The organism is Methylobacterium sp. 77 (assembly GCF_000372825.1).
In the GTDB taxonomy this organism is placed as follows: domain Bacteria; phylum Pseudomonadota; class Alphaproteobacteria; order Rhizobiales; family Beijerinckiaceae; genus Methylobacterium.
Genome location: NZ_KB910516.1, coordinates 3864725 through 3888639 on the forward strand (window position 1 = coordinate 3864725; position 23915 = coordinate 3888639).

Annotated in this window: 24 protein-coding genes; 16 read left to right on the forward strand and 8 right to left on the reverse strand. The window is 67.9% G+C overall.

From position 1 onward, the window contains the following. Position 1: 1 nt before the first annotated feature. Both A3OK_RS0118380 and A3OK_RS0118385 read left to right on the forward strand, forming a co-directional pair. Positions 2-1303, forward strand: a complete 1302-nt coding sequence (locus A3OK_RS0118380) for a pitrilysin family protein (protein WP_036303149.1) — start codon at positions 2-4, stop codon at positions 1301-1303. 155 nt (positions 1304-1458) lie between these two features. Then, entirely contained in the window at positions 1459-2055 is a 597-nt protein-coding gene (locus A3OK_RS0118385; RefSeq protein WP_019906360.1) for a HupE/UreJ family protein, read from the forward strand. Between the two features lie 10 nt (positions 2056-2065). Here A3OK_RS0118385 and A3OK_RS0118390 read toward each other — a convergent pair whose 3' ends face one another. Beyond that, on the reverse strand, positions 2066-2689 hold the full coding sequence (locus tag A3OK_RS0118390; RefSeq protein ID WP_026597413.1) for an NAD(P)H-dependent oxidoreductase: 624 nt from the start codon (positions 2687-2689) through the stop codon (positions 2066-2068). Positions 2690-2911: 222 nt separating this feature from the next. On the opposite strand from A3OK_RS0118390, the gene A3OK_RS0118395 reads away from it, so the two are divergent. The 6 genes from A3OK_RS0118395 (at position 2912) to A3OK_RS0118415 (ending at position 9458) form a co-directional block, all read left to right on the forward strand. After that, complete coding sequence (locus A3OK_RS0118395; protein WP_019906362.1) at positions 2912-3847, forward strand: ring-cleaving dioxygenase; 936 nt, start codon at positions 2912-2914, stop codon at positions 3845-3847. 148 nt (positions 3848-3995) lie between these two features. Beyond that, positions 3996-4769, forward strand: coding sequence for a ferredoxin--NADP reductase (locus tag A3OK_RS0118400; protein ID WP_019906363.1), 774 nt, complete (start codon positions 3996-3998; stop codon positions 4767-4769). After that, positions 4766-5506 (forward strand): dethiobiotin synthase, encoded by a 741-nt coding sequence (bioD, locus tag A3OK_RS0118405; protein ID WP_019906364.1) that lies wholly within the window; start codon positions 4766-4768, stop codon positions 5504-5506. Before A3OK_RS0118400 ends, bioD begins: the two co-directional genes overlap by 4 nt. A 219-nt stretch (positions 5507-5725) precedes the next feature. Next, positions 5726-6052 (forward strand): hypothetical protein, encoded by a 327-nt coding sequence (locus tag A3OK_RS24170; protein ID WP_155912069.1) that lies wholly within the window; start codon positions 5726-5728, stop codon positions 6050-6052. Between the two features lie 196 nt (positions 6053-6248). Then, the gene (locus A3OK_RS0118410; RefSeq protein WP_019906365.1) at positions 6249-8102 is read left to right on the forward strand and encodes a KUP/HAK/KT family potassium transporter; all 1854 of its coding nucleotides are present in this window, start codon (positions 6249-6251) and stop codon (positions 8100-8102) included. Positions 8103-8309: 207 nt separating this feature from the next. After that, positions 8310-9458 (forward strand): histidine kinase dimerization/phosphoacceptor domain -containing protein, encoded by a 1149-nt coding sequence (locus A3OK_RS0118415; protein WP_019906366.1) that lies wholly within the window; start codon positions 8310-8312, stop codon positions 9456-9458. Positions 9459-9539: 81 nt separating this feature from the next. On the opposite strand, the gene A3OK_RS0118420 is transcribed toward A3OK_RS0118415, so the two are convergent. The 4 genes from A3OK_RS0118420 to oxlT form a co-directional block, all read right to left on the reverse strand. Then, a complete protein-coding gene (locus tag A3OK_RS0118420) occupies positions 9540-11075 on the reverse strand; it encodes an acyl--CoA ligase (RefSeq protein WP_026597414.1) in 1536 nt (511 codons plus the stop codon). Between the two features lie 114 nt (positions 11076-11189). Then, positions 11190-12200 carry a 2-dehydropantoate 2-reductase gene (locus tag A3OK_RS0118425; protein WP_019906368.1) on the reverse strand — a complete coding sequence of 337 codons (1011 nt, stop codon included), beginning with the start codon at positions 12198-12200 and terminating at the stop codon, positions 11190-11192. A 49-nt stretch (positions 12201-12249) separates the two neighbouring features. Beyond that, positions 12250-13014, reverse strand: coding sequence for a fumarylacetoacetate hydrolase family protein (locus A3OK_RS0118430; protein ID WP_019906369.1), 765 nt, complete (start codon positions 13012-13014; stop codon positions 12250-12252). Between the two features lie 3 nt (positions 13015-13017). Next, entirely contained in the window at positions 13018-14325 is a 1308-nt protein-coding gene (gene oxlT / locus A3OK_RS0118435) for an oxalate/formate MFS antiporter (RefSeq protein ID WP_019906370.1), read from the reverse strand. Between the two features lie 309 nt (positions 14326-14634). On the opposite strand from oxlT, the gene A3OK_RS0118440 reads away from it, so the two are divergent. The 3 genes from A3OK_RS0118440 to A3OK_RS0118450 all read left to right on the forward strand — a co-directional run bounded on the left by A3OK_RS0118440 (position 14635) and on the right by A3OK_RS0118450 (position 16275). Further along, on the forward strand, positions 14635-14847 hold the full coding sequence (locus tag A3OK_RS0118440) for a CsbD family protein (protein ID WP_019906371.1): 213 nt from the start codon (positions 14635-14637) through the stop codon (positions 14845-14847). A gap of 126 nt (positions 14848-14973) precedes the next feature. Further along, positions 14974-15411, forward strand: coding sequence for a CsbD family protein (locus A3OK_RS0118445; RefSeq protein WP_019906372.1), 438 nt, complete (start codon positions 14974-14976; stop codon positions 15409-15411). Positions 15412-15498: 87 nt separating this feature from the next. After that, the gene (locus tag A3OK_RS0118450; RefSeq protein ID WP_019906373.1) at positions 15499-16275 is read left to right on the forward strand and encodes a creatininase family protein; all 777 of its coding nucleotides are present in this window, start codon (positions 15499-15501) and stop codon (positions 16273-16275) included. Positions 16276-16292: 17 nt separating this feature from the next. On the opposite strand, the gene A3OK_RS0118455 is transcribed toward A3OK_RS0118450, so the two are convergent. After that, a complete protein-coding gene (locus A3OK_RS0118455; protein ID WP_051093046.1) occupies positions 16293-16814 on the reverse strand; it encodes a YcgN family cysteine cluster protein in 522 nt (173 codons plus the stop codon). Positions 16815-17144: 330 nt separating this feature from the next. Here A3OK_RS0118455 and A3OK_RS0118460 point away from each other — a divergent pair, with 330 nt between their 5' ends. From A3OK_RS0118460 to A3OK_RS0118470, 3 genes are read left to right on the forward strand one after another with little or no spacing between them, the layout of a single operon-like run. Beyond that, positions 17145-19376, forward strand: coding sequence for a PBP1A family penicillin-binding protein (locus A3OK_RS0118460; RefSeq protein WP_019906375.1), 2232 nt, complete (start codon positions 17145-17147; stop codon positions 19374-19376). Positions 19377-19414: 38 nt separating this feature from the next. Continuing rightward, positions 19415-20098 carry a DUF1214 domain-containing protein gene (locus A3OK_RS0118465; protein WP_019906376.1) on the forward strand — a complete coding sequence of 228 codons (684 nt, stop codon included), beginning with the start codon at positions 19415-19417 and terminating at the stop codon, positions 20096-20098. After that, positions 20086-20697 carry a hypothetical protein gene (locus A3OK_RS0118470; protein WP_196805451.1) on the forward strand — a complete coding sequence of 204 codons (612 nt, stop codon included), beginning with the start codon at positions 20086-20088 and terminating at the stop codon, positions 20695-20697. The genes A3OK_RS0118465 and A3OK_RS0118470 overlap by 13 nt, the downstream gene beginning before the upstream one ends. A gap of 73 nt (positions 20698-20770) precedes the next feature. Here the strand turns inward: A3OK_RS0118470 and A3OK_RS0118475 are convergent, their stop codons facing one another. Both A3OK_RS0118475 and A3OK_RS24175 read right to left on the reverse strand, forming a co-directional pair. Beyond that, the gene (locus A3OK_RS0118475) at positions 20771-21547 is read right to left on the reverse strand and encodes a hypothetical protein (protein ID WP_026597416.1); all 777 of its coding nucleotides are present in this window, start codon (positions 21545-21547) and stop codon (positions 20771-20773) included. A 108-nt stretch (positions 21548-21655) separates the two neighbouring features. Further along, positions 21656-21907: a hypothetical protein gene (locus A3OK_RS24175; RefSeq protein ID WP_155912070.1), complete on the reverse strand. Its 252-nt coding sequence runs from the start codon at positions 21905-21907 to the stop codon at positions 21656-21658. A gap of 528 nt (positions 21908-22435) precedes the next feature. On the opposite strand from A3OK_RS24175, the gene A3OK_RS0118485 reads away from it, so the two are divergent. Together A3OK_RS0118485 and gshB are read left to right on the forward strand one after the other, a co-directional pair. After that, a complete protein-coding gene (locus A3OK_RS0118485) occupies positions 22436-22747 on the forward strand; it encodes a hypothetical protein (protein ID WP_019906380.1) in 312 nt (103 codons plus the stop codon). 154 nt (positions 22748-22901) lie between these two features. Then, positions 22902-23852, forward strand: coding sequence for a glutathione synthase (gene gshB / locus A3OK_RS0118490; protein ID WP_019906381.1), 951 nt, complete (start codon positions 22902-22904; stop codon positions 23850-23852). The last annotated feature ends 63 nt before the right edge of the window (positions 23853-23915 follow it).

Consider the following 23915-nt stretch of genomic DNA (forward strand, 5'->3'; position numbering starts at 1 on the left):
CATGAACTCGGTCGAAGCCAATCTGGTCGATACCACCGCCCGCAGCGCGAACGCCCCGACGCTCGCCCTCCCGGTGGCCACTGCCGCCGGCATCGAGGCGTGGCACGTGGAATCGCCCGTGGTGCCGATGATCGCCCTGGCCTTCACCTTCGAGGGCGGAGCCGCGCAGGACCCGGAGGGCAAGGGCGGCGTCGCGCAGATGCTGGCGCGCCTCCTCGACGAGGGCGCGGGCGATCTCTCCTCCGACGCGTTCCAGGAGCGCCTGGCGGCGCGGGCCATCGAATTGTCGTTCCATGCCGGCGCGGATGCGATCGGCGGCTCGCTCAAGATGCTGGTCAAACACGCGGACGAGGCCATCGACCTCCTCGCCCTGGCGCTCGCCAAGCCCCGTTTCGACCCCGACGCCATCGAGCGGGTGCGGGCACAGACCCTGGCCGGCCTGCGCTACCAGCAGAACGATCCGGGCGTGATGGCCTCGCGCCGCTTCTTCGCCGAGGCCTATGCCGGCCATCCCTATGCGCGGCCCTCGTCCGGCACGCCGGAGAGCATCGCCGCCATCACCCGCGACGACCTCGTGGCGATGCATCGCCGGCTCATCGGCCGCGGCGGCCTGAAAGTGGCCGCCGTGGGCGCCATCGACGCCGACCGTCTGGCCGATGCCCTCAACCGCGCCTTCGGCGTCCTCGACGAGGCCGGCCCGCTGACCGCCATACCGCAGACGAAGGTCGGCCAGCTCGGCCGTCGCGTCGTCGTCGACATCGACGTTCCGCAATCCGTCCTGCGCTTCGGCATGGGCGGTGTGCCGTGGAACGACCCGGACTTCATCCCGGCCTACGTGCTCAACCATATCCTCGGTGGCGGCTCCTTCACCTCGCGCCTGTTCCAGGAAGTGCGGGAGAAGCGCGGGCTGGCCTATTCCGTCGGCACCTCCCTCGTCAGTCACCGGGCCAGCGCCATGACCTGGGGCTATACCGCCACCAAGAACGAGCGCGTCGGCGAAGCCCTCTCCGTGATCGGCGACGAGATCGGCCGGCTCATCACCGAGGGACCGTCCGACGAGGAACTCCAGAAGGCCAAGGACTATCTCACCGGCTCCTATGCGCTCGGCTTCGACACCTCGACCAAGATCGCTCACCAGCTCGTGCAGATCGCCTTCGAGGGACTCGGCATGGACTATTTCGGCCGCCGCAACGACATGGTGGCGAACGTAACCCAGGCCGATATCCGCCGTGCCGGCGCCCGCACCTTCGCCGACGGCAAGATGCTGGTCGTGGCCGCGGGCCGTCCCACCGACTTCGTCTGACCCTCCGGCCCGGACACGGAACCCGGCGGCCTCCCGGTCGGGAGGCCGTTCGCGTCCCTCCCGCTCTCAGGCTTCCGGCACGACCGTTGCCAGGGATCGCCTCATCCTGCATTCAGGGCCGATGGCGGCCTGGAACAGGTGCCGGGAGAGCAGGGATGACGCGTTTCGTTCGATATCTGCCGGGGCTGGCGTTCGGCCTGATGGCCGGCCCTGCTCTCGCCCATACCGGGCAGGGTGATGCATCCGGTCTCGCCCATGGGTTCCTGCATCCGCTGACCGGCCTCGACCACATGCTCGCCATGGTGGCGGTCGGCCTCCTCGCCGCTCAGGTCGGCGGCCGGGCGATCCTGCTCGTCCCGCTCTCGTTCCTCGGCATGATGATCGTCGGCGGCGCGCTCGGCGCATCCGGCGTGGCATTGCCGCAAGTGGAGATCGCCATCGCCCTGTCGGTAGCCGTGCTCGGCGCCGCCGTCGCCCTTCATCTGGCGATGCCGGTCGCCGTTTGCATGGCGCTGGTGGGCGTCTTCGCGGTGTTCCACGGCCATGCCCACGGCGCCGAGATGCCGGAGGCGGCCTCCGGTCTCGCCTACGGCGCCGGCTTCGTTGCGGCCACCGCTCTTCTCCATGTCGTAGGTCTCGGTCTCGGCCGCGTCATGGGTCGTCTCGACGGAGCGACCGGTCGTCCGGCCCTGCGCATCGCCGGCGCCGCCTTCACCGCTGCCGGTCTCGGCCTCCTCGCCGGCGCGCTGTGAGAGCCACGCCCTAGAGATTCTGCGCCAGGGCTTCGGCCTCGGCACGGCCCCGCTCGCGGGATTGCCGGTCGAGGTCGGCCCCCATCAATCCCTTCTCGACGGCGATCTGGTGGATGTCGGTGATGCCGACCATGCGCAGCCAAGTCGCCATGTAGGTCGACTGGTGATCGTAGATCTCGGCCGGGAAATCCTCGCCGATGGCGACGCCGCGCGCGTTGACGACCACCGCCGTCGCATCGAGCATCCCGTTCTGGCCGCGCTCGTCGAAGGTGAAGAGCAGGTCCTTCTGGGAGACCAGATCGAACAGGTGCTTGAGCTTGTAGGGGATCGTGTAGTTCCACATCGGCACCGCGAACAGGATCAGATCTGCGGCGCGAAACCTCTCGGCCAGGGCGCGGATCGCGACCCAGGCCTCCTCCTGTGCCGGGCTCAGGGCCTCGCCCGCCAGCGCCGCGTATTTGCCGGCCAGGGCCTCGCCGTCGAATTCGGGAAGCGGCGTGTTCCAGACGTCGAGGACGTCCACGGTCCCATCGTCATGCTTGGCGCCCCAGGCATCCAGGAAGGCATGGGCCACCTCGATCGAGGCGGAGCGCTCCTTGCGCGGCGACGCTTCGACATAGAGCAGATGGGGCATGCGCGAGACCTTCACACGGGGTGAGCAAGTACGGGAATGTATCGCACTGCGCGCCAAGGCCCAGGGGCGGCGACCGAGCGACGTCGAACCTCCCGCGCGGGCCGTGCCCATCGCATTCCACCGCCGGACGACCCATCTAGAGAATCATCCCGAAAAGTGGGAACCGGTTGTCGAAAAAAGACGATGCCGTAGACCTCAGGTTTCCATCCGCAGGACAGGCCGATGCAGCTCACCGGACTTCATCATCTCACCGCCATCACCGCGCGTGCCGCCGACAACGCGGCGTTCTATACGCGGGTTCTTGGGCTGCGACTCGTGAAGAAGACGGTGAACCAGGACGACGTCTCGGCCTATCACCTGTTCTACGCCGACGGCATCGCGGCCCCCGGCACCGACATGACGTTCTTCGACTGGCCGGCACCGCCCGAGCGTCGCGGCACCGACAGCATCGTCCGGACCGCCTTCCGCGTCTCGGGCGAGGGCACGATCGCGTGGTGGCGGGAGCATCTCGCGCGCCAGGGCGTGGCGCATGGGGAGCCCATCGTTCGCGACGGTCGGCTCACCCTGGATTTCGAGGATGCCGAGGGCCAACGCCTGATGCTGGTGGATGATGGCGGCCTCGGCGACGCCCATCCCTGGTCCGGCAGCCCGGTGCCGGCCGAGCGCCAGATCCGCGGGCTGGGGCCGATTCGCCTCAGCCTCTCGCGGATCGAGGCGACCGAGGCCGTGCTCGCCGAGGTCCTCGGGATGAGCCATGTTCGCACCTATGAGCTGCCGGAAGGCGAGGTTCGCGTCTGGCAGATGGGAGAGGGCGGCGCCGGGGCCGAACTCCACCTCGTCGCCGAACCCGGCTCGCCGGCCGCGCGCCAGGGTGCCGGCGCCGTGCACCACGTCGCCTTCCATATCCCCGATGCGGATTACTCAGCCTGGGCCGACAGGCTGAAGCAGCGTCGCATGCCCTCGAGCGGGCCGGTGGACCGCTATTATTTCCGCAGCCTCTACTTTCGCGAGCCCAACGGCATCCTGTTCGAGATCGCGACGGATGGGCCTGGCTTCACCGCCGACGAGGCCTTGGAGACTCTGGGCGAGCGCCTGTCTCTTCCCCCCTTCCTCGAAGGCCGCCGCGCGGAGATCGAAGCGGGGCTGAAGCCGCTGTGAACTCCGTCTTCACGTATTAAGAGCAATTCCAGACAGTTGGCGGTTTCGCCACCTGCGCCCCTGCTATGCCTTGACGGGCATGCCGCAGGTGCGAGAAGACCCGGCTGAAGGCCGAGATTCGCCAGCGAAGTTTGAGACGGACCCGTCGATGAGCAAGTTCAACGAGGAGCGTGTGCTGAGCGTCCACCACTGGACGGACACGCTGTTCTCTTTCCGCACGACCCGTGACCCCGCGTTCCGCTTCCGCAACGGCGAGTTCGTGATGATGGGCATCGAGGTCGAGGGTCGTCCGCTCCTTCGCGCCTACAGCGTGGTCTCGGCCAATTACGAGGAGGAGCTGGAATTCTTCTCGATCAAGGTCGAGAACGGCCCGCTCACCTCCCGGCTGCAGCACCTCAAGGTCGGCGACCCGATCATGGTCGGCAAGAAGCCCACCGGCACGCTGGTGCTCGACAACCTGATGCCGGGCAAGAACCTCTATCTCCTCGGCACCGGCACCGGGCTCGCCCCGTTCATGTCGATCATCAAGGACCCGGAGACCTACGAGCGGTTCGAAAAGGTCGTCCTCGTCCACGGTTGCCGTCAGGTCTCGGAACTCGCCTATGGCGAGACGATCACGCAGGATCTGCCGAATCACGAATTCCTCGGCGAGGTCATCTCCGCCGGGCTGATCTACTATCCCACCGTCACCCGCGAGCCATTCCGTAACCGCGGCCGGATCACTGACCTGATGACCTCGGGCAAGCTGTTCGAGGATATCGGCCTGCCGCCGATGTCGGTCGAGAACGACCGGTTCATGCTCTGCGGCTCGCCGGACATGATCCGCGACACTCGCGAGATGCTGACCAGCGGCGGCTATGTCGAGGGCAACCACGGCGAGGCCGGCCACTACGTCATCGAGAAGGCCTTCGTCGAGAAGTGAGCGCGCGAGCCCGCGCGGTCTTCGTCGCCGGCGCCGGGACCGAGATCGGTAAGACCTACGCGACCGCTGCCCTGACGCGCGCCCTGCGCCGCCAGGGACGCAGCGTGTCGACCCTGAAGCCCCTGGCGAGCGGCGTTCCGTCCCTCGGCGATCCGGATTTCCGGTTCAGCGATACGGCGATCCTGCTGGACGCGCAGGGGCTCGCCGTGACCCTCGCGAACGTCGAAGCCTGCTCGCCCTGGCGCTTCACCGCGCCGCTCAGCCCCGACCTCGCCGCCGCGCGCGAGGGGCGGAGCCTGCATCTCTCCGACCTCGTCGGCTGGTGCGAGGCCCGGCTCCGGGAGGCGTCCGCAAAAACCGGGGCGACGTCCGACCCCATCGTCATCATCGAGGGCGTCGGCGGGCTGATGAGCCCGATCACGCCGGACGCGACCGGGCTCGACTGGCTCAAGGCCCTCGCCCTGCCGACCCTCCTCGTCTCCGGCAGCTATCTCGGGGCGATCAGCCACGCCCTGACGGCGGCCGAGACCCTGCGCCTGCACGGCCAGACGCTGCTCGGCATCGTCGTCTGCGAAAGCCTCGGCGCACCGACATCCCCCGAGACGGTGGCCGATGCCATCGCCCGCCACGTGCCGGCCCCGGTCCTTTGCATCGCCCGCGACGGCGAATGCCCGGACGCGTTGGCGCGGCTGGTCTACGGCATCGTCCCGGAAACCGTATCCGGGACGATGCCGTAGACTCTCGACGACGCACCATCTCGTCCGAAAACCGGTTCCTCCTTTTCGGGAGGATGCCCTCAGCTCTACCGCTCGGTTCACTGCCTGAAGGACAAGGAGGGTGTTTCGATCTCGCGGTGAACGGCCAAATGGGCCTTCGCCTCCAATGCGAGAGGCCGCCGTGCCTCCTCGATCTCGGCTCCGGCCAGGGCCGAGCTCGATGTCCTTCGGTCGGGTGTTATGACCCTCGATCAGGTTGGAATAGTAGCAGTTCATCATCCGGACGAACTCGGCGAGCTCCTTCCCGGAACCGGGATGAAGCGCGCTGCCGAGGTCGACGGAAGCGGCATGAATGTCAGTCGCCAGATCCGCGAGGATGCGCGGGATGTCGGATTCGAAATAGCACGGCTCGATCCGCGAGGGCGTTTCCAGAAGGTCCGTCATTCCTGCCGGTCGTCGCGTTCGAAGAAGCTGATTTTTGACAGTACGTTACACCGATATCCATCTCAACTTTGCCGATTCCGGCCGCCGATGTCGGTGACGAGCGGGCTGGCGTCCTCACCGTGAGGGGTGTGCACGGTTCCCTCCAACTGTCCGCCGCCGTGACATCCATCCCTGGACGGCGGGCGCGCCACCGCTAAGTTCGTTCTGCGGACACCGAATGCGTCCAAGCTCTTCGCGGAAGGATCGCCCATTGGCCCATCGGGATTTGGCCCATGAGGCGCCTGCAGAGAGCAGGGGGGCGCCGCGCGCCAACCTGCCCATGCTGCTCGGGGCGCTCGGCATCGTCTACGGCGATATCGGCACCAGTCCGCTCTATGCCTTCAAGGAAGCGGTGCGGGCGGCGAGCGGCGGAGCACCGCCCGCGCCCATCGCCGTCATCGGCGCGGTGTCGCTGATCTTCTGGGCGCTGATCCTCATCGTCTCGCTGAAATACGCCGTGCTGATCCTGCGGGCCGACAACAAGGGCGAGGGCGGCATCGTCGCCATGCTGGCGTTGCTGGGCGCCCGCCACGCCAAGCCCGGCACGCGCCAGGCGGCACTCCTCGTGGTCGGCCTCGTCGGCGCCGCCCTGCTCTACGGCGACGGCGCCATCACCCCGGCGATCTCGGTGCTGAGCGCGGTGGAAGGCCTCAAGGTGGCGGCTCCGGGACTCGACCATCTCGTCCTGCCGATCACCATCGCGATCCTGGTCGGGCTGTTTCTGGTGCAGAGCAAAGGCGTGGCCTTCATCGGTCGCATCTTCGGCCCGGTGATGGTGGTGTGGTTCATCGTCCTCGCCCTCCTCGGCCTGGGCGGCATCTGGCACGCGCCTCAGATCCTCGGCGCCCTCAACCCCTGGCGCGCGGTGGATTTCCTCGTCCATGCGGGCTGGCACGTGAGCTTCGCCATGTTGGGCGCGGCCTTCCTCGCCGTCACCGGCGGCGAGGCGATGTATGCCGATCTCGGCCATTTCGGCGCCAAGCCGATCCGCGTCGCCTGGTTCGGCCTCGTCCTGCCGGCCCTCGTCATCCATTACTTCGGCCAGGGCGGCCTGTTGCTGGTGGAGCCCGGCGCCATCGAGAACCCGTTCTACCGCCTGAGCCCGGACTGGGCCTATTACCCGCTGATCGCGCTGGCGACGCTCGCCACCGTCATCGCCTCGCAGGCCATCGTCTCGGGCGTGTTCTCGCTCACCCAACAATCGATCCAGCTCGGCTTCCTGCCGCCCATGCGGGTGGTCCACACCGCGCGCGACGAGCGCGGCCAGATCTACGTGCCGGTGATCAATTGGCTGATGGCGGCGGCGACGCTGACCGCCGTCCTCACCTTCGGATCGTCCGACAAGCTGGCGGGCGCCTACGGCATCGCCGTGTCCTCGCTCATGGCGATCACCACCCTGCTCGCCGCCCTGGTGGCGCTGAAATGGGGCTACAACCCCATCGCGGTCGTCGCCGTCAACGGCTTCTTCCTCGTCATCGATCTCGTCTTCCTCGGCGCCAACAGCGTGAAGCTGTTCGAGGGCGGCTGGTTTCCGCTGGTCCTCGCCGGCTTCGTCGCCTTCCTGATGCTGACCTGGCGCAAGGGGAACCTCCTGGTGGAGGATGCCCGCGTGACGCTGCGGCAGCCCGAGGCGCAGTTCATCGAGCAATTGCGCCGCGAGCCTCCGATCACCCTGCCGGGCAACGCCGCCTTCCTGTCCTCGGCGACGAGCGGCATTCCGCTTCACCTGTCGCGCTTCGTCGAGCGCAGCCATGCCCTGCACAAGCGCATCCTGATCGTCACCGCGCTCTACGAGGAAGCGCCGAGCATTCCGCGCGACAAGCGGGCCGAGGTCACGCAGATCACGCCCGACATCTTCCGCCTCGTCCTGCATTACGGCTTCATGGAGGATGCCTCGATTCCCGACGGCCTGCGCTGCGCCGTGGAAAGCGGCACGCTGCCGAAGGATTTTCTCGACGATCTGACGATCTTCATCGGCCACGAGACCATCATCCCGAAGAGCGACGACCGGGGCATGGCGACGTGGCGCGAGACCATCTTCGCCTTCCTCCTGCGCAACGCGGAAACCACCGGCGCCCAGTTCTGCATCCCCACCCGCCAGCTCGTGGAAGTCGGCACCGAGATCGAGATCTGACCGTCCGGCGTTGCGATATCGGGCTCCCGCCGCTTTCGCGCGCGAGAGTAGCGAGAGTAGGAGCCTGATGCAGCCCGGCATCGTTCCGCCCTCGCATCGACGATCGTGCCACCGATCGACCGGCTACCCTTGCGTCCGGCGTCCCAGCGTCCCAAAGACCGGTTGGCCCCACCCTCCCATGTCCAGCCGGTCGCAGGACCGTTTTCCATGACCGATCCCTCCCCCGCCTTGGCCTTGCGGCTGCGTCAGCAAGCGCTCCTCTCAGATTTCGGCGTCGAGGCCCTGCGGGCGACCGAGCTCCTGCCGCTGCTGCATCGCGCCGTCGAGCTCTGTGCGGAAGGCATGAAGGCGGAATTCTGCAAGGCCCTGGAATATCGCAAGGAGCAGGATTGCCTGCTGGTCTGTGCCGGTGTGGGCTGGGACGCGGACGTCGTCGGCAAGGCCACGGTGGGAGCCGACCTCGCCTCCCCGGCCGGCTACGCCCTGAAGACCGGCAAGCCCGTGATCTCGAACCACCTGCAGGCGGAGACCCGGTTCCACACGCCCCAGATCATGGCCGACCACGGCATCAGGCGGGCGATCAACGTGCTCATCGCCAACCGCGACGGGCATTACGGCGTGCTCGAAGTGGATGACACCCGCGAAGGCAAGTTCGAGGAGGCGGACATCGCCTTCATGCAGGGCTTCGCCAACCTCCTCGGCGGCGCCATCGAGCGGCAGCGTGGCGAGGCGAGGCTCAAGGCCGCCCTGGAACGCCAGGATCTCCTGTCCCGCGAGATGAGCCACCGGGTGAAGAACAGCCTCGCCGTGGTCGCCGGGTTCCTGGCCCTCCAGGCCCGTGGCTCGGACGACGAGAAGGTGAAGGAGGCTCTCGTCGATGCGCGCACCCGCGTCGAGGCCGTGGCCGCGGTCCACGACCAGCTCTGGCGTCAGCCGACGCTCGGCGCCATCGACGTCGCCGGCTTCCTCGAAGCGCTCAGCGGCAAGCTGCAGGAGAACGCCCAGCGTCACTTGATTCGCTGCGACGCGGTCCGCCTCGACATCCCGGCCGATCTCGCGATTCCGCTGGGTCTCTTCGTCAACGAGCTCGTCACCAACGCGATCAAATACGCCTATCCCGACGGCGAAGGCGAGATCCGGGTCACCGCCCGCCCGCATCCCGAGGGGGGCCTGATCATCGGCGTCGCCGATGACGGCGCCGGCCTGCCGGACGGGTTCGACCCCACCGAGGCCCGCAGCGCGAGCCTCGGCATGCGCATCATCAACAATCTCGGCCGCCAGCTCGGTGGTCCGCTCACCGTCGCGCCCGACGTGAAGGGCGCGCATTTCACCCTGAGGATGGCGCTGCCGTCGTAGGGGACATCGCTTGGCGGCCGGCGCGAGGCGCCCGCCTCCGGATGGCGGAAGCGAAGCGCGCGATGGGTGTCGTCGGTCGGATCAGACCAGCCCGAGCTTCTGGGCGAGGCCGATGCGCTGGAGCTTGCCGGTGGCGCCCTTCGGGATCTCCTCGAGGAAGATGATCTTGGCCGGCACCTTGAACGGGGCGAGGCGCTCCGAGGCGAAGCTGCGCAGTTCCTTTTCCGACAGGGCGTCGTGGCCCTCGCGCAGGACGATGGCCGCGACCACGTCCTCGCCGAGCTTGTCGTGCGGCATCGCGAAGGTGATGCATTGCGACACGGCGGGGTGGTCCATCAAGATCTCGTCGACCTCGCGGGGGGAGATCTTCTCGCCGCCGCGATTGATGATCTCCTTCAGGCGCCCGGTGATCGAGAGGTAGCCCTCGGGCGAGAGGGTGCCCTGGTCGCCGGTGCGGAACCAGCCCTGGGGGGTGAAGGCGTCGGCATTGGCCTTCTCGTTGTTCTCGTAGCCCGCCATCACGTTGTCGCCGCGGATCACGATCTCACCGGTCTCGCCGGCGGGAAGCGGCTCGCCGTCATGGTCGACGATGGCGATCTCGGGGCCGGCGGCGATGCCCACCGAGCCGGCGTAATGCGGCCGGGGCGGCAGCGGGTTCGAGGCCATCTGGTGAGCGGCCTCGGTCATGCCGTAGGCCTCCAGCAGCGGCGCGCCGAACACATCCTCGATCTCCTTCATCACCTGCGGCGGCATCGAGGAGGAGGAAGAGCGGATGAAGCGCAGCGGGTTGGCCTCGATCACGTCCTTGTTGCGGGCCGCGCGACCGAGGATGGCCTGATGCATGGTCGGCACCGCCGTGTACCAGGTCGGGCGGACCTCACCCATCCAGCCGAAGAATTTCAGGGCGTTGAAGCCCGGCGTGCAGCACACCTGTCCCCCTGCCGAGAGCGGCGCCAGGATGCCGGCGATCAGGCCGTGGATGTGGAACAGCGGCATGATGTTGAGGCCGCGATCCTCGGCGGTGAAGGCGACGGTGGTGCGGATGTTGCGCGCCGAGGCGCAGACATTCGACTGTTTCAGCGGCACGATCTTCGGGCGCGACGTGGTGCCCGAGGTGTGGAGCACGAGGCCGATATCGTCCGGCTCGGCCGGGCCGCCCCGTGCCGCCGGCGTCGCAGCGCGGTCGGGAAAGGCGAGGGTGAAGCTGCCCGCGCCCTGTTCCGGCGTCGGCGTCAGTCGCACCACCGGCACGCCGAGCTTCTCGGCCACCGCGACCGCCGGGCTCTGCGAGCCGTCCGCTGCCACCAGCAGCTTGGCGTTGAGATCGGTCAGGTAGAATTCGAACTCGTCCGCCTTGTAGGCCGGGTTGAGCGGCGCCGAGGTGGTCCCGGCCGCGATCGCCATGAAGGCGGCGGCCATTTCCGGCCCGTTATCGAGGACGATGGCGACCCGGTCGCCCCGGCCGATGCCCTGCGCGTTGAGGGCCGCGATGGTCTGCTCCGTCAAGGCCCGCAGGGCGCCGAAGGTCAGCGGCACGCCACCGGGGCTCGACAGGGCGGTGGCGTCGTCGGCGCCGGCCTGGATCAGGGCGTGGAGGGTGGTGGCGGGCTCGGCCATGGCGAAAATCTCCTCATCGTCGTTTGCCTTCGCGGTCTCGAAGGCGGTCCGCCGCGTGGGGAGCGGCACATGTTCACGCGTGTCGGCGATCGGGAATCGCCGGGGAATCGGTGGTCAGTCGCTTGCGATGGAGAGGCGCCCCCGCGCACGGTCCAGGCTCTGGGAGAGCAGCCGCATCAGGGCATAGACGGTGCCGATATGCGGGGTCGGGGTGTCGGTGAGGCGGCCGAGTTCGATGATCGAGCCGACGAGGGCTTCGAGCTCGATCGGACGGCCTGCCTCCACGTCCTGCAGCATCGAGGTCTTGTGCGCGCCGACCTTCTCGGCCCCGGCGATGCGCCGTTCGATTCCGAGCTTGAAGGTCACGCCGAGCTTGTTCGCGATGATCTCGGCCTCGCGCATCATGTCGGCGGCGAGCGCCCGCGTCTCCGGGAACTGGCAGATATCCACGAGGGTGGCGTGGGCGAGGGCGGAGATCGGGTTGAAGCTGAGATTGCCCCAGAGCTTTAGCCAGATCTCGGCGCGGATGTCGCTCGTCACCGGCGCGCGGAAGCCGGCCTTGATCAGGAGCTGGGCGAGCGCCTGCACCCGTGGGCTCATGGAACCGTCGAGTTCGCCGAGACCGAAGCGGTGGCCCTCGATCACCTGGACGACGCCGGGCTCGGTGAGCACGGCCGCCGGGTAGACCACCGAGCCGATGACGCGCTTCGGGTCGAGATACTCGGCGATCTGGCGGCCCGGATCGGCGGTTTCGAGATGCGTGCCGGTGAGCTCGCCGCCATGGCCGCCCGAGAAGTACCACCACGGGATGCCGTTCTGCATGGTCACGACGATGGTGTCGGGGCCGATGAGGTGGTGGAGGTCGGCCGCGATCGGCCCGACCTGATGCGCCTTCACGGTGAGCAGCACGACGTCATGGACGCCGGCCTCCTCCATGGATTTCGTGGCCTTGAGGTTGGTCACGTGGATCTCGGAGCCGTTCTCCTCGATCAGCCGCATGCCGTTGGAGCGGATGGCGTCGAGGTTGGGGCCGCGCGCGATGAAGGTGACGTCCTCGCCGATATTCGCGAGCCGAACCCCCAGAAATCCGCCGATGGCGCCTGCGCCGACGATCGCGATGCTCATGCTGGTCTTCCTAATTGTCCGGATGCCGTGTCGGTCTGGTTCGTGCGGTTCATGAGAAGCGGTTCGACAGGATTCCGATCCCTTCGATCTCCACCTCGACGGTAGCGCCCTTCGGGATCGGGCCGGAGCCGTTGGAGGTGCCGCAGGCGATGACGTCGCCGGGCTCCAGTGTCATGCCCCGCGACACCATGGCGACGATCTCGTGGGGACGGAAGATCATGTCGGAGAGGGGATAGGTCTGGCGCTCGCGCCCGTTCACCCGGACCTTCACCGAGAGCGTCTCGGGATCGATGTCGGTGGCGATGGCGGGGCCGAATGGACCGAACCCGTCGAGACCCTTGGAGCGCGTCCATTGCGCGAAGCTCGGATCGGCCTTCAGGATTTCGAGCGCGGTCACGTCGTTCACGCAGGTGTAGCCGAAGATGTGGTCGCGGGCCCGGTCCGGATCGAGGTCGCGGCCCCGTTTGCCGATGACGATGCCGAGTTCGCCCTCGAACAGGATGCGCCCGGCGCAATCCGGCACGGCGATCTCCGCTCCACTGGGGCGGTAGGTGTTGGCCGGCTTGAGCAGGAACAGCGGGGCGACCGGAGGGGTCAGGCCCTGTTTCTCGGCCATGGCGGAGAAGTTGTTCCACAAGGCGATGACCTTGCTCGGCCGGCACGGCAGATCGAGGACGACGGCGCCGAGGGGGAGGGTTTCCCCGGTCGGCCGAGGCGCGTCGAACAGGTCGCCCTCGTGCACGACGACCTCGTCGCCATCGAGGCGGCCGAAGCCGCCGATTCCGTTGTGACGATATCCGATCCAGCGGGCCATGGTTCAGACGCTCCGGGCGACGACGCGAGCCCGCCACGGCTTGAGGACGGCGATGGCGAGGAGGGATGCGAGGATGTTGGCGCCTGCTGCGACGAGGAAGACGCCGTCCCAGCTTCCGGTGCTCTGCTGGAGGTAGTTGGCGACGGGGACGAGGAGGGCGGCGGTGCCCTTGGCGGTGTAGAGCAGTCCGGCATTGGTGGCGGCGAACTTGGTGCCGAACGTGTCGGTGCAGGTCGAGGGGAAGAGGGAGTAGATCTCGCCCCAGGCGAAGAAGACGAAGCCCGAGAGCAGCACGAACCACAGCGGGTCATGGCCCCAGAGGTAGAGCATGTAGATGCCGAAGCCTTCCATGGCGAAGGCGACGAACATGGTGTTCTCGCGGCCGATCTTGTCCGAGACCCAGCCGAAGAACGGGCGGGTCATGCCGTTGAGGACGCGGTCGATGGTGGCGGCGAAGGTGATCGCGACCATGGTGATGCCCATGATGGTGACGGGCACCTTGTCGACGCCGATATCGGCGGCGATGGGCTTGAGGTTGGCGGTGATCATCAGGCCGCCGGCGCCGACGATGACGAACATGAAGTACATCAGCCAGAAGATCGGCTGGCGGGCGACTTCGCCGGGGGTGTAGTTGCGCCGGGTCTGGATGATGTTGGCGTTGGCGACGACCTCGGGCACCTGGCCCTTCTTCGGCGAGGCGAAGAAGAAGGCGAGGATGCAGACGACGAGGCCCTGGCCGATACCGAAGTTGAAGAAGGCGGCCTGGAAGCCGTGATCGGCGATCATCCACTGGATCGGGGCGACGGTGAGCGCCGAGCCGGCGCCGAAGCCGGCGGCGATGATGCCGGCGGCCAGACCGCGCTTGTCGGGGAACCATTTCAGGGCCGAGCCGACGCAGGTGCCGTAGACGGCGCCGGCGCCGATGCCGGCGATGACCTGGCCGAGATAGAACATGTTGAGCGAGGTGGCGTAGGAGTTGATGACCCAGCCGATGCCGCAGAGCAGGCCACCGAACAGGACGACGACCTTCGGGCCGTACTTGTCGACGAACCAGCCCTCGATCGGGACGAGCCAGGTCTCGAACAGCACGAACAGGGTGAAGGCCCACTGGATCGCGGCGCGGTCGAAGCCGAACTTCTTCTGGATGTCGGGGACGAAGAACGTCCAGCCGTATTGCAGGTTGGCGATCATCACCATGCAGATCACGCCGATCACCAGCTGACCCCAGCGCCCGAACGGCGGTGCGACGGCCGCTCCCGGGGCCGGCACGGTGGTCCCGCCCGAACCAGGGGCAGCGGCGCGAACGGTCATGACCGTCTTCCTCGGTGTCTTGTTGGTTGTTTGCCGAGTTCTAGCCGGGAATATTTTGAATTCAAGAAACATTGCTGGCAAGACCGGTTCGGTCCGAAACAAAAAATTTGGATCACGTGTATAAAAAATTCAAATGCTTGGCGCTGTGGCTTTCCTGAACAGGGGCCGCGTCCGGCTTTGTCGGAAAGGATACACTCGGCCGCGCCCGGCGCGGAACATTCAGCATTCGATACCGTTCAGCTTTCGACTTCGCGGTGCCCGACGCATCCAGCGTCCGGGCGGACCCGAACCAGGAAAGGGACGATTTCGATGAGCAGCACGACGGACAAGATCAAGGGCCTCGCCAACGAAGCCGTCGGCAACGTCAAGCAGGGTATCGGCTCGGTCACCGGCAACGAGAAGCTGCAGGCCGAAGGCAAGGCTCAGGAGTTGAAGGGCGAGGCCCAGAAGACGGTGGGCGATGCCAAGGACGGGATCAAGGGCGCGGCTCAGAGCGCCGCCGACGCCGTCAAGAAGATCTGAGGCCCGAAAAACCTCATACCGAACAACGGAACGGAGTACCGCCCGGGATTGCTCCTCGCGGCGGTGCCCGGCCGGAGTGGATCGAGGGGCGACCCCGTCTTCCGCTCACGAGAAGGAGATGCATCCATGAACAGAGATCATTTCGACGGCGGCGTCCGCAACCTGCAGGGGCGGGGCAAGTCGGCCATCGGCGCCGTGACGGGCCGTGCGCGCCAGCAGGTGGAAGGCGCCTACGATCAGGCGGCCGGCGCGGCGCAATACGCCTATGGCGAGGCCCGCGATACGGTGAACGACCTGCGCCGGGACGGCGAGCGCTTCATCGACGAGGCGAGCGCCCGCGCCCACGCCCTGGCCGACGAGGCACAGCAGCGCGGCCACGCCATCGCCGATCGCGGCTATGCCCTCGCGGACGAGGCCCAGCGCCGCGGCCGTCATTATCGGGGTGAGGCCGCGCGCCATGGCCGGGCCGTGGCGTCACGCGCCGACGAGAACAAGGCAGTGACCCTCGCACTCGTGGCCGCCGCCGCTTTCGGCCTCGGTTGGCTCATGCGCCGCTCGCGCTGACGGCACCCTCGGATGCGTCTTCTTGTGACGGCGCATCCGGCTTAAAGCTCGCGCTCGCGGCACGGGGCCGCGCGAGGCAAGGCAGCCATGGCGGTGCGGAACTGGTTCGATCTCACGACCGGCGAGATCGCATCCACCATCGGTCGGTCCATCGCGGTTCTCCCCGTGGCGGCGGTGGAGCAGCACGGTCCTCATCTGCCGCTCTCCACCGACGTCACCATCGCGGAAGGCTATCTCGCCCGTCTGGCAGAGCTGGATCCGGGCGATCTCGACATCCTCGTCCTGCCGGTCCAGAGCATCGGCAAATCGGACGAGCACGACGCTTTCCCCGGCACGCTCACGCTCACGGCCGAGACGGCGCTGCGCGCCTGGGTCGAGATCGGGCGCAGCATCCATCGCTCCGGATGCGGGAAGCTCGTCATCGTCACCTCGCATGGCGGCAATAGCGGCCTGATCGACCTCGTGGCGAGCGACCTTCGCAGCCTCGGCATGCTCGCCGTGACCACGGCCTGGAGCCGTTTCGGCTATCCGCCGGGGTTGTTTCCCGAGGACGAGATCAGGCACGGCATCCATGCCGGCGCCGTCGAGACGGCGTTGATGCTGGCGCTGAAACCCGACGCCGTGCGGCGGGAGGGAATCGCCGATTTCGAGCCCCGCTCGGTGGCGATGGAGCGCGACTTCGCACAGCTGCGCGCCGGTCGTCCGGCCGCCTTCGCCTGGAAGGCGCAGGACCTCCACCCCTCCGGCGCCATCGGCAACGCGACCCTCGGCACATCCGAGGCCGGCCTCGCGGCCCTCGACCACGGCGCTCGTGCCTTCCTCGCGCTCCTGCGCGACGTGGATCGCTTCCGCCTCGACCGGTGAGCCGCCCGTCGCGGCGCCTAATCCTCGTCCTCGGTCTCCGGCGTGCGGCCGGGCCAGGTGACGATCTGTTCGAGGAGATCGTCGGTGGTGAATTCCTCCTCGTTGCCCGAGACGCGGCCGCGCACCGAGATCCCGGCCTCGTGAACGCTGGCCTGACGGCCCGAGACGAGGGGATGCCAGGGGTAGAGGTCGTGCCCGTCGCGCACGAGGCGATAGGCGCAGGTCGGCGGCAGCCACGGGATCGTCCGCACCGCTTCCGGCGTCAGGCGGACGCAATCGGGCACCCGCCTCTGGCGATTGACGTAATCGCGGCACTTACAGGCCAGCCCGTCGAGGAGGGTGCAGCCGACATCGGTGTGGTAGACCTCGCCGGTATCGTCGTCCTCGAGCTTGAGCAGGCAGCAGCGGCCGCAGCCGTCGCACAGGCTCTCCCATTCGGCCGACGACATCTCGTCGAGGGTCTTCTCGCGCCAGAACGGTGCGACGGCCTCACGGGGCGGTCGGTCCAGGGCGAGGTGGGGGGATGTGCGGTCCCTCATCGGGAGCACCTTCGGGGTTCGGAACATCATGGGGGGAGCGTGTGGGCTCCTTGCCGCATGTGGGCGTGATCGGCAAGCCGCGCCACCTCCACGCCCCATTCGGCCATCAAGGTTAACGGAGAGTTATTTTCACCGACGCCGCGACTTCTCCTCCGCCAAGCGCAATATGGTGGGGAATCGATCCACGCTCCCGGCCGTTCTCGTTCCGGTTCCGGAAGTGCGGGCGGTGTGGATTGCAGGGCCTCGCGGACGGGCGCGGAGCTTGGTAGTGCTGAACCCGCGGCATCGGCGAGCGGTGCCGGCGATGCGTTGAGGGACAGAGATCACGTCGTGCGCCTGCCCAAAGCCGCCTCGCTCCTGACGCGTGTGAAGCGCGCCGCCCTCGGCTTCGATGCCTGGGTGAATGCGGGCCTGTACGATGGCGGCCGCTCCACCGCCGAGCTCTACGAGCGCTTCCAGGAACGGATGCAGGTCTTCTCGGTGCGCGGCTGGAAGCGCGCCGCCCTCGACCTCACCAGCGAGGCGGTGACGCTGGGCACCGGCGGCGCCGTGGTGATGCTGGCGCTCGCCCAGCCCGCCTTCAACCTCACCAGCGACAATTGGCTGAAGAAGCAGGATCTCGCCGTCACCTTCCTCGACCGCTACGGCGTCGAGGTCGGGCGCCGTGGCATCAAGCACGACGATTCGCTCAAGCTCGACGATTTTCCCGACAGCATGATCAAGGCGCTGGTCTCGACCGAGGATCGGCGCTTCTACGAGCATTGGGGTATCGACCCGATCGGCACGGCCCGCGCCCTCGTCTCGAACTCGCGCGGCGGCGGCAATACGCAGGGTGGTTCCTCGATCACCCAGCAGCTCGCCAAGAACCTGTTCCTCACCAACGAGCGCTCGCTGGAGCGCAAGATCAACGAGGCGTTCCTGGCGCTCTGGCTCGAGAGCCACCTCAGCAAGAACGAGATCCTCAAGCTCTATCTCGACCGCGCCTATATGGGCGGCGGCACATTCGGCGCGGTGGCCGCGGCCGATTACTATTTCGGCAAGCCGCTGAAGGATGTGAGCCTCGCCGAGGCCGCGATGCTCGCGGGCCTGTTCAAGGCGCCGACCAAATACGCGCCGCACGTGAACCTGCCCGCGGCGCGTGCCCGCGCGGTGGACGTGCTGCACAACATGGTGGAGGCCGGCTTCGTCACCGAAGGTCAGATCCAGACGGCCTTGCGCAACCCGGCGACGCCGGTGACCCGCACCCGCGACATCACCGCCGATTACTACCTCGACTGGGCCTTCGGCGAGATCAAGGGGATGGCCGATGCCGGCCGCCTGCGCAACGACCGCGTGCTGATCGTGAAGACCCCGCTCGACATCGCGATCCAGAAGCGCGCCGACCAGGCGGTTGAGAACACGCTGCGCCAGTACGGCGACCAGTACGACGTGGACGAGGCCGCGATGGTCATCCTCGATCCGGACGGCGCCCTGCGCGCGATGGTCGGCGGCGCCGATTACGGCGAGAGCCAGTTCAACCGGGCCACCGATTCCCTGCGTCAGCCCGGCTCCTCGTTCAAGCCCTACGTCTACGCGGCGGGTCTCGCCTCCGGCCTCTACCGGCCGGACACCAAGGTCGTGGACAGGCCGGTCTGCCTCGGCAACTGGTGCCCGCAGAATTACGGACGCTCGTTCTCCGGCGCCACCAACCTCACGGTGGCGGTGGCCAAATCCATCAACACGATCCCGATCCAGATCTCGATCGCCCTGGGCAAGGCCATCGGCATCAAGGGCGACTTTCCCGCCGCCAAGGCCGGGCGCGCCAAGATCATCGACATGGCGCATCGCATGGGCATCACCACCCCGCTCACCGATTCCGTCTCGCTGCCGATCGGCTCGGCGGAGGTGAACGTCATCGATCAGGCTGCGGCCTATGCCGTGTTCGCCAATGGCGGCCGCAAGGCCAAGCCCTATGCGGCCATGGAGGTGAAGAACTCCTCGGGCGAGGTGATCTACCGCCACGCCGACGAGAAGCCCGAGCAGATCCTCTCCCCCCAGGTCGTGGCCGACATGAACTTCATGCTGAATAAGGTGGTGGAGGAGGGGACCGGCCGTCGCGCGCAGCTCGAAGGAATCAAGGTCGCGGGCAAGTCCGGCACCACGAACGCCTATAAGGACGCGTGGTTCGTGGCTTATACCGGCAATTACGTCGGCGCCGTCTGGTTCGGCAACGACGATTCCACCTCCACCAACAAGATGACCGGCGGTTCGCTGCCCGCCATGACCTGGCACGACGTGATGGAAACCGCGCATCAGGGCATCGAGCTGAAGCCGATGCCCGGCCTGAAGGAGAACACCCGTCCGGTGGCGCAGGCCGGGGCCGCCTCGGCGCCGGTCAACGCCGCCGCCAGTGCGGCCGGCAAGCTCTCGCGGCGCTCCTTCGAGGTCATCGGCAGCATGAACGGCCTGTTCCGTTCGGTCGAGACGGGTGGACCGGCCGGCTCCCGTGCCGCGTCGGGCGAGGTCACCGGCGATGTCGCCGATGGCGCCCGCTCGGTCGGCGGCCGGATCGGCATTCCGTAACGACGGTGTCCACACGGCCCCAGGATCCAAGTCGCCGCATGAGCACCACCGCCAATCCTGCCCGGCCGGGCGCGTCGCTGGACGTCGTGGCCGCTGCCGGCCGGGGAAGCCGCGCCCTCCGCGCCGTCCTGCGCCGCACCTCCGATGTCGGGCTCGTGATCTACACGCTCGCCCTCGGAGCGGGCCTCGGGCTGGCGACGGCCGATTACGCGACGCGGGGCGGGTATCCGTTCGGCGGCGTATCGGTGGGGAGCTGGACCGCGTGGCCGCGCACCGGTTCGCTCGGCGCCGACCCCTACGCCCGCGCGGTCAATGCGCGGCGGGGCGAGATTCCCCTCGCCGTCGGGGAGGGACTCCTTCTCACCGCGTCGCAGGACGACCAGGGCCGTGCCCTCGAGGCCGGCTGCACCTATCGGATCGCGGGGGCGACGCCTCCGGCAAGGGCCTGGACCCTCACCGTCGCCGGGCGCGGCAAGCGCGATCCCGAGCGGCCTGTGCTGCGCGAGGGCTTCACCTCGACAGAAGTGCTGCGCGAGGCGGATGGGCGCTTCTCCATCCTGCTGGCCCCGGACGTCCAACCCGGAAACTGGCTCCCCATGCCCCGCGCCGACGGGCCGGTGCGTCTGGCGCTTCGCCTCTACGATACGCCGGTGGCGGCCAGTGCCGGCACGGTGGAGCGATCCGCGGTCCCCACGATCGCCCGCACGGGATGTGCGGAATGAACCCGCGCGGCCGCCTCCTCTTCGCGACCCTCTTCGGTCTGGTCCTGGCGGGACTGGTCCATATCGCCGTGGTGCTGGCGATCCCGAGCCTGTCGGAATCCGATGCCCTGACCAAGGCCCGGACCAGCGAGACCCTCGACCACGCGATGCCGGTCTACACCCTGTCCACCGGGATCAATCCGGCCCCCGCCGAGGCGTGGCTCCCGATCCCCGACCCCTCCGTGGCGGTGGGCATCTGTGCCTACAATCTGGCCGACGGCCCGATGCGGGTCTCGGCCCGGACCGGGGCGCTCATGCTGTCGCTGGCGGTCCACGGACGACGCGGAGCCTTCTATGCCGTCACCGATCAGGCGGCGGTGCGCGGCGCCCTCGATCTCGTGATCCTCACCCGCGCTCAATATGACGAGGCGCTGGCCAACGAGGACGAGAACGACGTGAGTCGCGACGTGCGCATCGTCGCCACCGAGCGGGAGGGTTTCGTCGTGGCCCGCGTGGTCGCGGCCCTGCCGAGCCAGCGGCAGGCGGCGAACGAGGCGGTCCAGGCCGTCTCCTGCACCATCGACAGCCCGACCGAGGACGCTGCGAAATCCGGCGGCTGATACCGGGTCTCCACCGAGACTGAGCCATGGTTCAGGCTCATCGAGGTCCGGTAGGGCGGCCGAGACGCGCCCGTCAGTATTTCGCGACGATGGGCAGCGCGGCCTGGGGAGCCGGTGCTTCCACCAGGCCGCAGCGGGCTTCGGCTTCCAGCGGGAGCAGCGGATCGAGCATCGCCCGGCGGCCATCCAGCGCCGCGAGGCTGCGCTCGGCCGACACGGCCTCCGTGGAGGGAACCTCGATGAGCAGGTGCTGCAGCGCGTAGCGGTAGCGTTCCGAGCGCACGCCCGTTTCCAGCCGGACCCAAGCGACGAGGCAGCGGTTCTCGGCCACGCGCATGGCGGCCTGGCGGATGTTCTCGTCGTCGAGGGTCTTCACGAAGGGCAGGCTGCGCAGGCGCAGGCTATCGGCCTCCGCCACCCGCGCCGCCGTCGCGACGAAGAGCGGGATCAGGCGCGCATCCACGGTGATGTCGTCCGAGAGACGGCGATAGCGCGAGACCGGCGAGCGGAAGGGCTCTGCAATCAGCGCTGCGTGGTAGGTGGTGACGTCGTCGTCGCGCCAATTCGGCGGCAGCACGCGGGTGCGGGTGAGGTTGGCCAGCGCGTCGGTGAAGGCCTCGCGCTCGGCGGCCGGCATCAGGAACCGCCAGGACCGGTCGCGCAGGGTGCGTTCGTCATCGGTGAAGGGAAAATAGGAGGCCGGCGCATTGCGATAGCGCGCGGCCACGGTGCCGGTGGTCGCGACGAGGCTGTTCCAGGCACTCGGGGCCGGTCGCCCGAAATCGCCTTCCTGAGCGCACGCACCCAGCAGGAGCAGGAGCGAGGCGGCGGTCGACGCGGTCCGGACCACGCGCCCGGTCGGGCTGACGGTATGGGACGCCGGCATCACGCTTCCTTAAGTCTGCAAGAGCCTGTTCGATCTGCGAGAGCCTGTTCGGTCTCACGGATGTCCGAGGCGTCAGGACCGGCGGCGCTGGCGGGGAGCGGGCGCCGCAGGCTCCGGCATGCGCTCGTAGCGAACGCCCGTGAACAGCAGGATCGCGCCGCGGGCTGCTCCGCCATCCTCGTCGTCGCGCCGGAAGCGGCGGGCGGCGGGCTGCTGGAACGCCACGATGCTCGCCGTCGGGCGCGACATCGAACGGTCGCCCTGTCCGACCAGCGGCTCTCCGAGATGCGTCGTGGCACTATGGGACTTACGGTCAGGCGTCATCGCTGGCGATCCCATGGATCCTCGGTCTGCATCACCCGATCCGGCCGGAATCGTCCGCCTGAATCCCGTCGGGGCCCGGCCCCTTCGGTCTCTCAATCCATCGTGATGCAGGGGGAGATCATCACGGGGTGGTTAACGGAATGTTTCCGAGGTCCCGCGATTCGAGGGAAAGCGGAGGGGCTTTCGGTCGGAGAACCGGCCCACGTGACAAATCCGCCGCAACCGCGACGCCCATCGGATTCGGGGCGGGATACGGGCCCTGGCTTGCAACTTGCTTGGTATTTCACCGCCCATGGCGGGCGTTTCCTCCCTTGCACTCGGCCCCGCTCACCGTTCGAGCGGGGCTTTTTTTGCGGCCGCTCCCGCCGAAGGCAGTGGCAAGGGTGTGACCGACGCGACACGCTCATGTGTCCGTGCATACGTCCGACGATGCCTGGCCGGAACCTCGGCGGCATCCCGCGCGCTTGCTAACCCATGGGTGCGCCCGATATGCCGCCTCAATCCGATCCGAGCGAAGGACAACGCAGAATGCGCGTGGCGACGACACGATCCTCCAGCCCCTCGAAGGGCCTGTCCGTGGCCCTGAAAGCGGTACCCTTCGCCCTTCTCCTCCTTGCAGCCGGCCCCGCTCAAGCCCAGCGTGAAGACCAGGGCCTGCAACTCGGCTGCGCCAACGATTATTTCCGGCTCTGCGCCGGCGTCGATCCCAACAGCCCCGATGCCGAGAAGTGCATGGAGCGCAACCGTCCCCGTCTCTCCGCCGAATGCCGCAACGCCATCGGCGATTACGACCGCCGCAGCGGCGGCAAGTCGCAGAAGCGCGGGTCCTCCGAGAACTGAGACGCGTCCCGACGGGCTGGTCGCCGGTTCGTCGGGAATGAATGTGTGATGTTGGTTTCGAGCCGGATCAGATCTTCGGATCGATGCTATAGGCCCATGCTCCCGCAGCGATGGGCCGATCTCCGACCCGGACGATGAACGAGGCTCGTGCGCCATGGCCCTGACCGTCGCGGTTCAGATGGACCCGATCCAGGCGATCAGGATCGCCGGTGACACCACCTTCGCCCTTCTCCTCGAGGCGCAGGCGCGGGGACACGATCTGTTGTTCTACACGCCGGACCGGCTCTCGATGCAGGGACAGGTGGTGACGGCGCGGGTCGAGCCCCTCCGGGTTCAGGACGTGGAGGGCGCACACGCGACTCTCGGCGCCGTGGAGCGGGTCGATCTCGCCGATGTCGACGTGGTGCTGATGCGCCAGGACCCGCCCTTCGACATGGCCTACATCACCGCCACCCACATGCTGGAGCGGATCCATCCGCGCACCCTCGTGGTGAACAACCCGGCCGAGGTTCGCAACGCGCCGGAGAAGCTGTTCGTCCTCGATTTCCCGCAGCTGATGCCGCCGACCCTGATCACCCGCGACAAGGCGGAGATCGAGGCGTTCCGGGCCGAGCACGGCGCCATCGTCATGAAGCCGCTCCACGGCCATGGCGGCGCGGCGGTGTTCCGGGTGCTGCCGGAGGACGCGAATTTCGGCTCGATGTTCGACCTGTTCTCGGTGACGTTCCGCGAGCCCTGGGTGGTCCAGCGCTTCCTTCCCAAGATCACCGAGGGCGACAAGCGCATCATCCTCGTCGACGGCGAGCCGATGGGCGCCATCAACCGCGTCCCGGCGCTGAACGACATCCGCTCCAACATGGTTCGCGGCGGCGCCGCCTCGCCGTCCGACCTCACCAAGCGCGAGCGCGAGATCTGCGCCACGATCGGCCCGGAATTGAAGCGTCGCGGCCTGATCCTCGTCGGCATCGACGTGATCGACGGGAACCTCACCGAGATCAACGTCACCTCTCCCACGGGCATCCGCGCGATCAAGCGGCTCGGGGGGCCCGACCTCGCGGTCTCGGTCTGGGATGCGATCGAGGGGCGGATCGCCGCTTTGGCCTGATCAGATTCGGCCTGATCGAATTCGGCCCGATGCGATTAAGCCGCCTTTAAGCGCGGGTGCCTA

Bases quoted from the DNA above. Each gene is read 5' to 3' on its own strand.
- A3OK_RS0118380 (WP_036303149.1), top strand. From the start codon at position 2: ATGAACTCGGTCGAAGCCAATCTGGTCGATACCACCGCCCGCAGCGCG.
- A3OK_RS0118385 (WP_019906360.1), top strand. From the start codon at position 1,459: ATGACGCGTTTCGTTCGATATCTGCCGGGGCTGGCGTTCGGCCTGATG.
- A3OK_RS0118390 (WP_026597413.1), bottom strand. From the start codon at position 2,689: ATGCCCCATCTGCTCTATGTCGAAGCGTCGCCGCGCAAGGAGCGCTCC.
- A3OK_RS0118395 (WP_019906362.1), top strand. From the start codon at position 2,912: ATGCAGCTCACCGGACTTCATCATCTCACCGCCATCACCGCGCGTGCC.
- A3OK_RS0118400 (WP_019906363.1), top strand. From the start codon at position 3,996: ATGAGCAAGTTCAACGAGGAGCGTGTGCTGAGCGTCCACCACTGGACG.
- A3OK_RS24170 (WP_155912069.1), top strand. From the start codon at position 5,726: ATGACCCTCGATCAGGTTGGAATAGTAGCAGTTCATCATCCGGACGAA.
- A3OK_RS0118410 (WP_019906365.1), top strand. From the start codon at position 6,249: ATGCTGCTCGGGGCGCTCGGCATCGTCTACGGCGATATCGGCACCAGT.
- A3OK_RS0118415 (WP_019906366.1), top strand. From the start codon at position 8,310: ATGACCGATCCCTCCCCCGCCTTGGCCTTGCGGCTGCGTCAGCAAGCG.
- A3OK_RS0118420 (WP_026597414.1), bottom strand. From the start codon at position 11,075: ATGGCCGAGCCCGCCACCACCCTCCACGCCCTGATCCAGGCCGGCGCC.
- A3OK_RS0118425 (WP_019906368.1), bottom strand. From the start codon at position 12,200: ATGAGCATCGCGATCGTCGGCGCAGGCGCCATCGGCGGATTTCTGGGG.
- A3OK_RS0118430 (WP_019906369.1), bottom strand. From the start codon at position 13,014: ATGGCCCGCTGGATCGGATATCGTCACAACGGAATCGGCGGCTTCGGC.
- oxlT (WP_019906370.1), bottom strand. From the start codon at position 14,325: ATGACCGTTCGCGCCGCTGCCCCTGGTTCGGGCGGGACCACCGTGCCG.
- A3OK_RS0118440 (WP_019906371.1), top strand. From the start codon at position 14,635: ATGAGCAGCACGACGGACAAGATCAAGGGCCTCGCCAACGAAGCCGTC.
- A3OK_RS0118445 (WP_019906372.1), top strand. From the start codon at position 14,974: ATGAACAGAGATCATTTCGACGGCGGCGTCCGCAACCTGCAGGGGCGG.
- A3OK_RS0118450 (WP_019906373.1), top strand. From the start codon at position 15,499: ATGGCGGTGCGGAACTGGTTCGATCTCACGACCGGCGAGATCGCATCC.
- A3OK_RS0118455 (WP_051093046.1), bottom strand. From the start codon at position 16,814: ATGAGGGACCGCACATCCCCCCACCTCGCCCTGGACCGACCGCCCCGT.
- A3OK_RS0118465 (WP_019906376.1), top strand. From the start codon at position 19,415: ATGAGCACCACCGCCAATCCTGCCCGGCCGGGCGCGTCGCTGGACGTC.
- A3OK_RS0118470 (WP_196805451.1), top strand. From the start codon at position 20,086: ATGTGCGGAATGAACCCGCGCGGCCGCCTCCTCTTCGCGACCCTCTTC.
- A3OK_RS24175 (WP_155912070.1), bottom strand. From the start codon at position 21,907: ATGACGCCTGACCGTAAGTCCCATAGTGCCACGACGCATCTCGGAGAG.
- A3OK_RS0118485 (WP_019906380.1), top strand. From the start codon at position 22,436: ATGCGCGTGGCGACGACACGATCCTCCAGCCCCTCGAAGGGCCTGTCC.
- gshB (WP_019906381.1), top strand. From the start codon at position 22,902: ATGGCCCTGACCGTCGCGGTTCAGATGGACCCGATCCAGGCGATCAGG.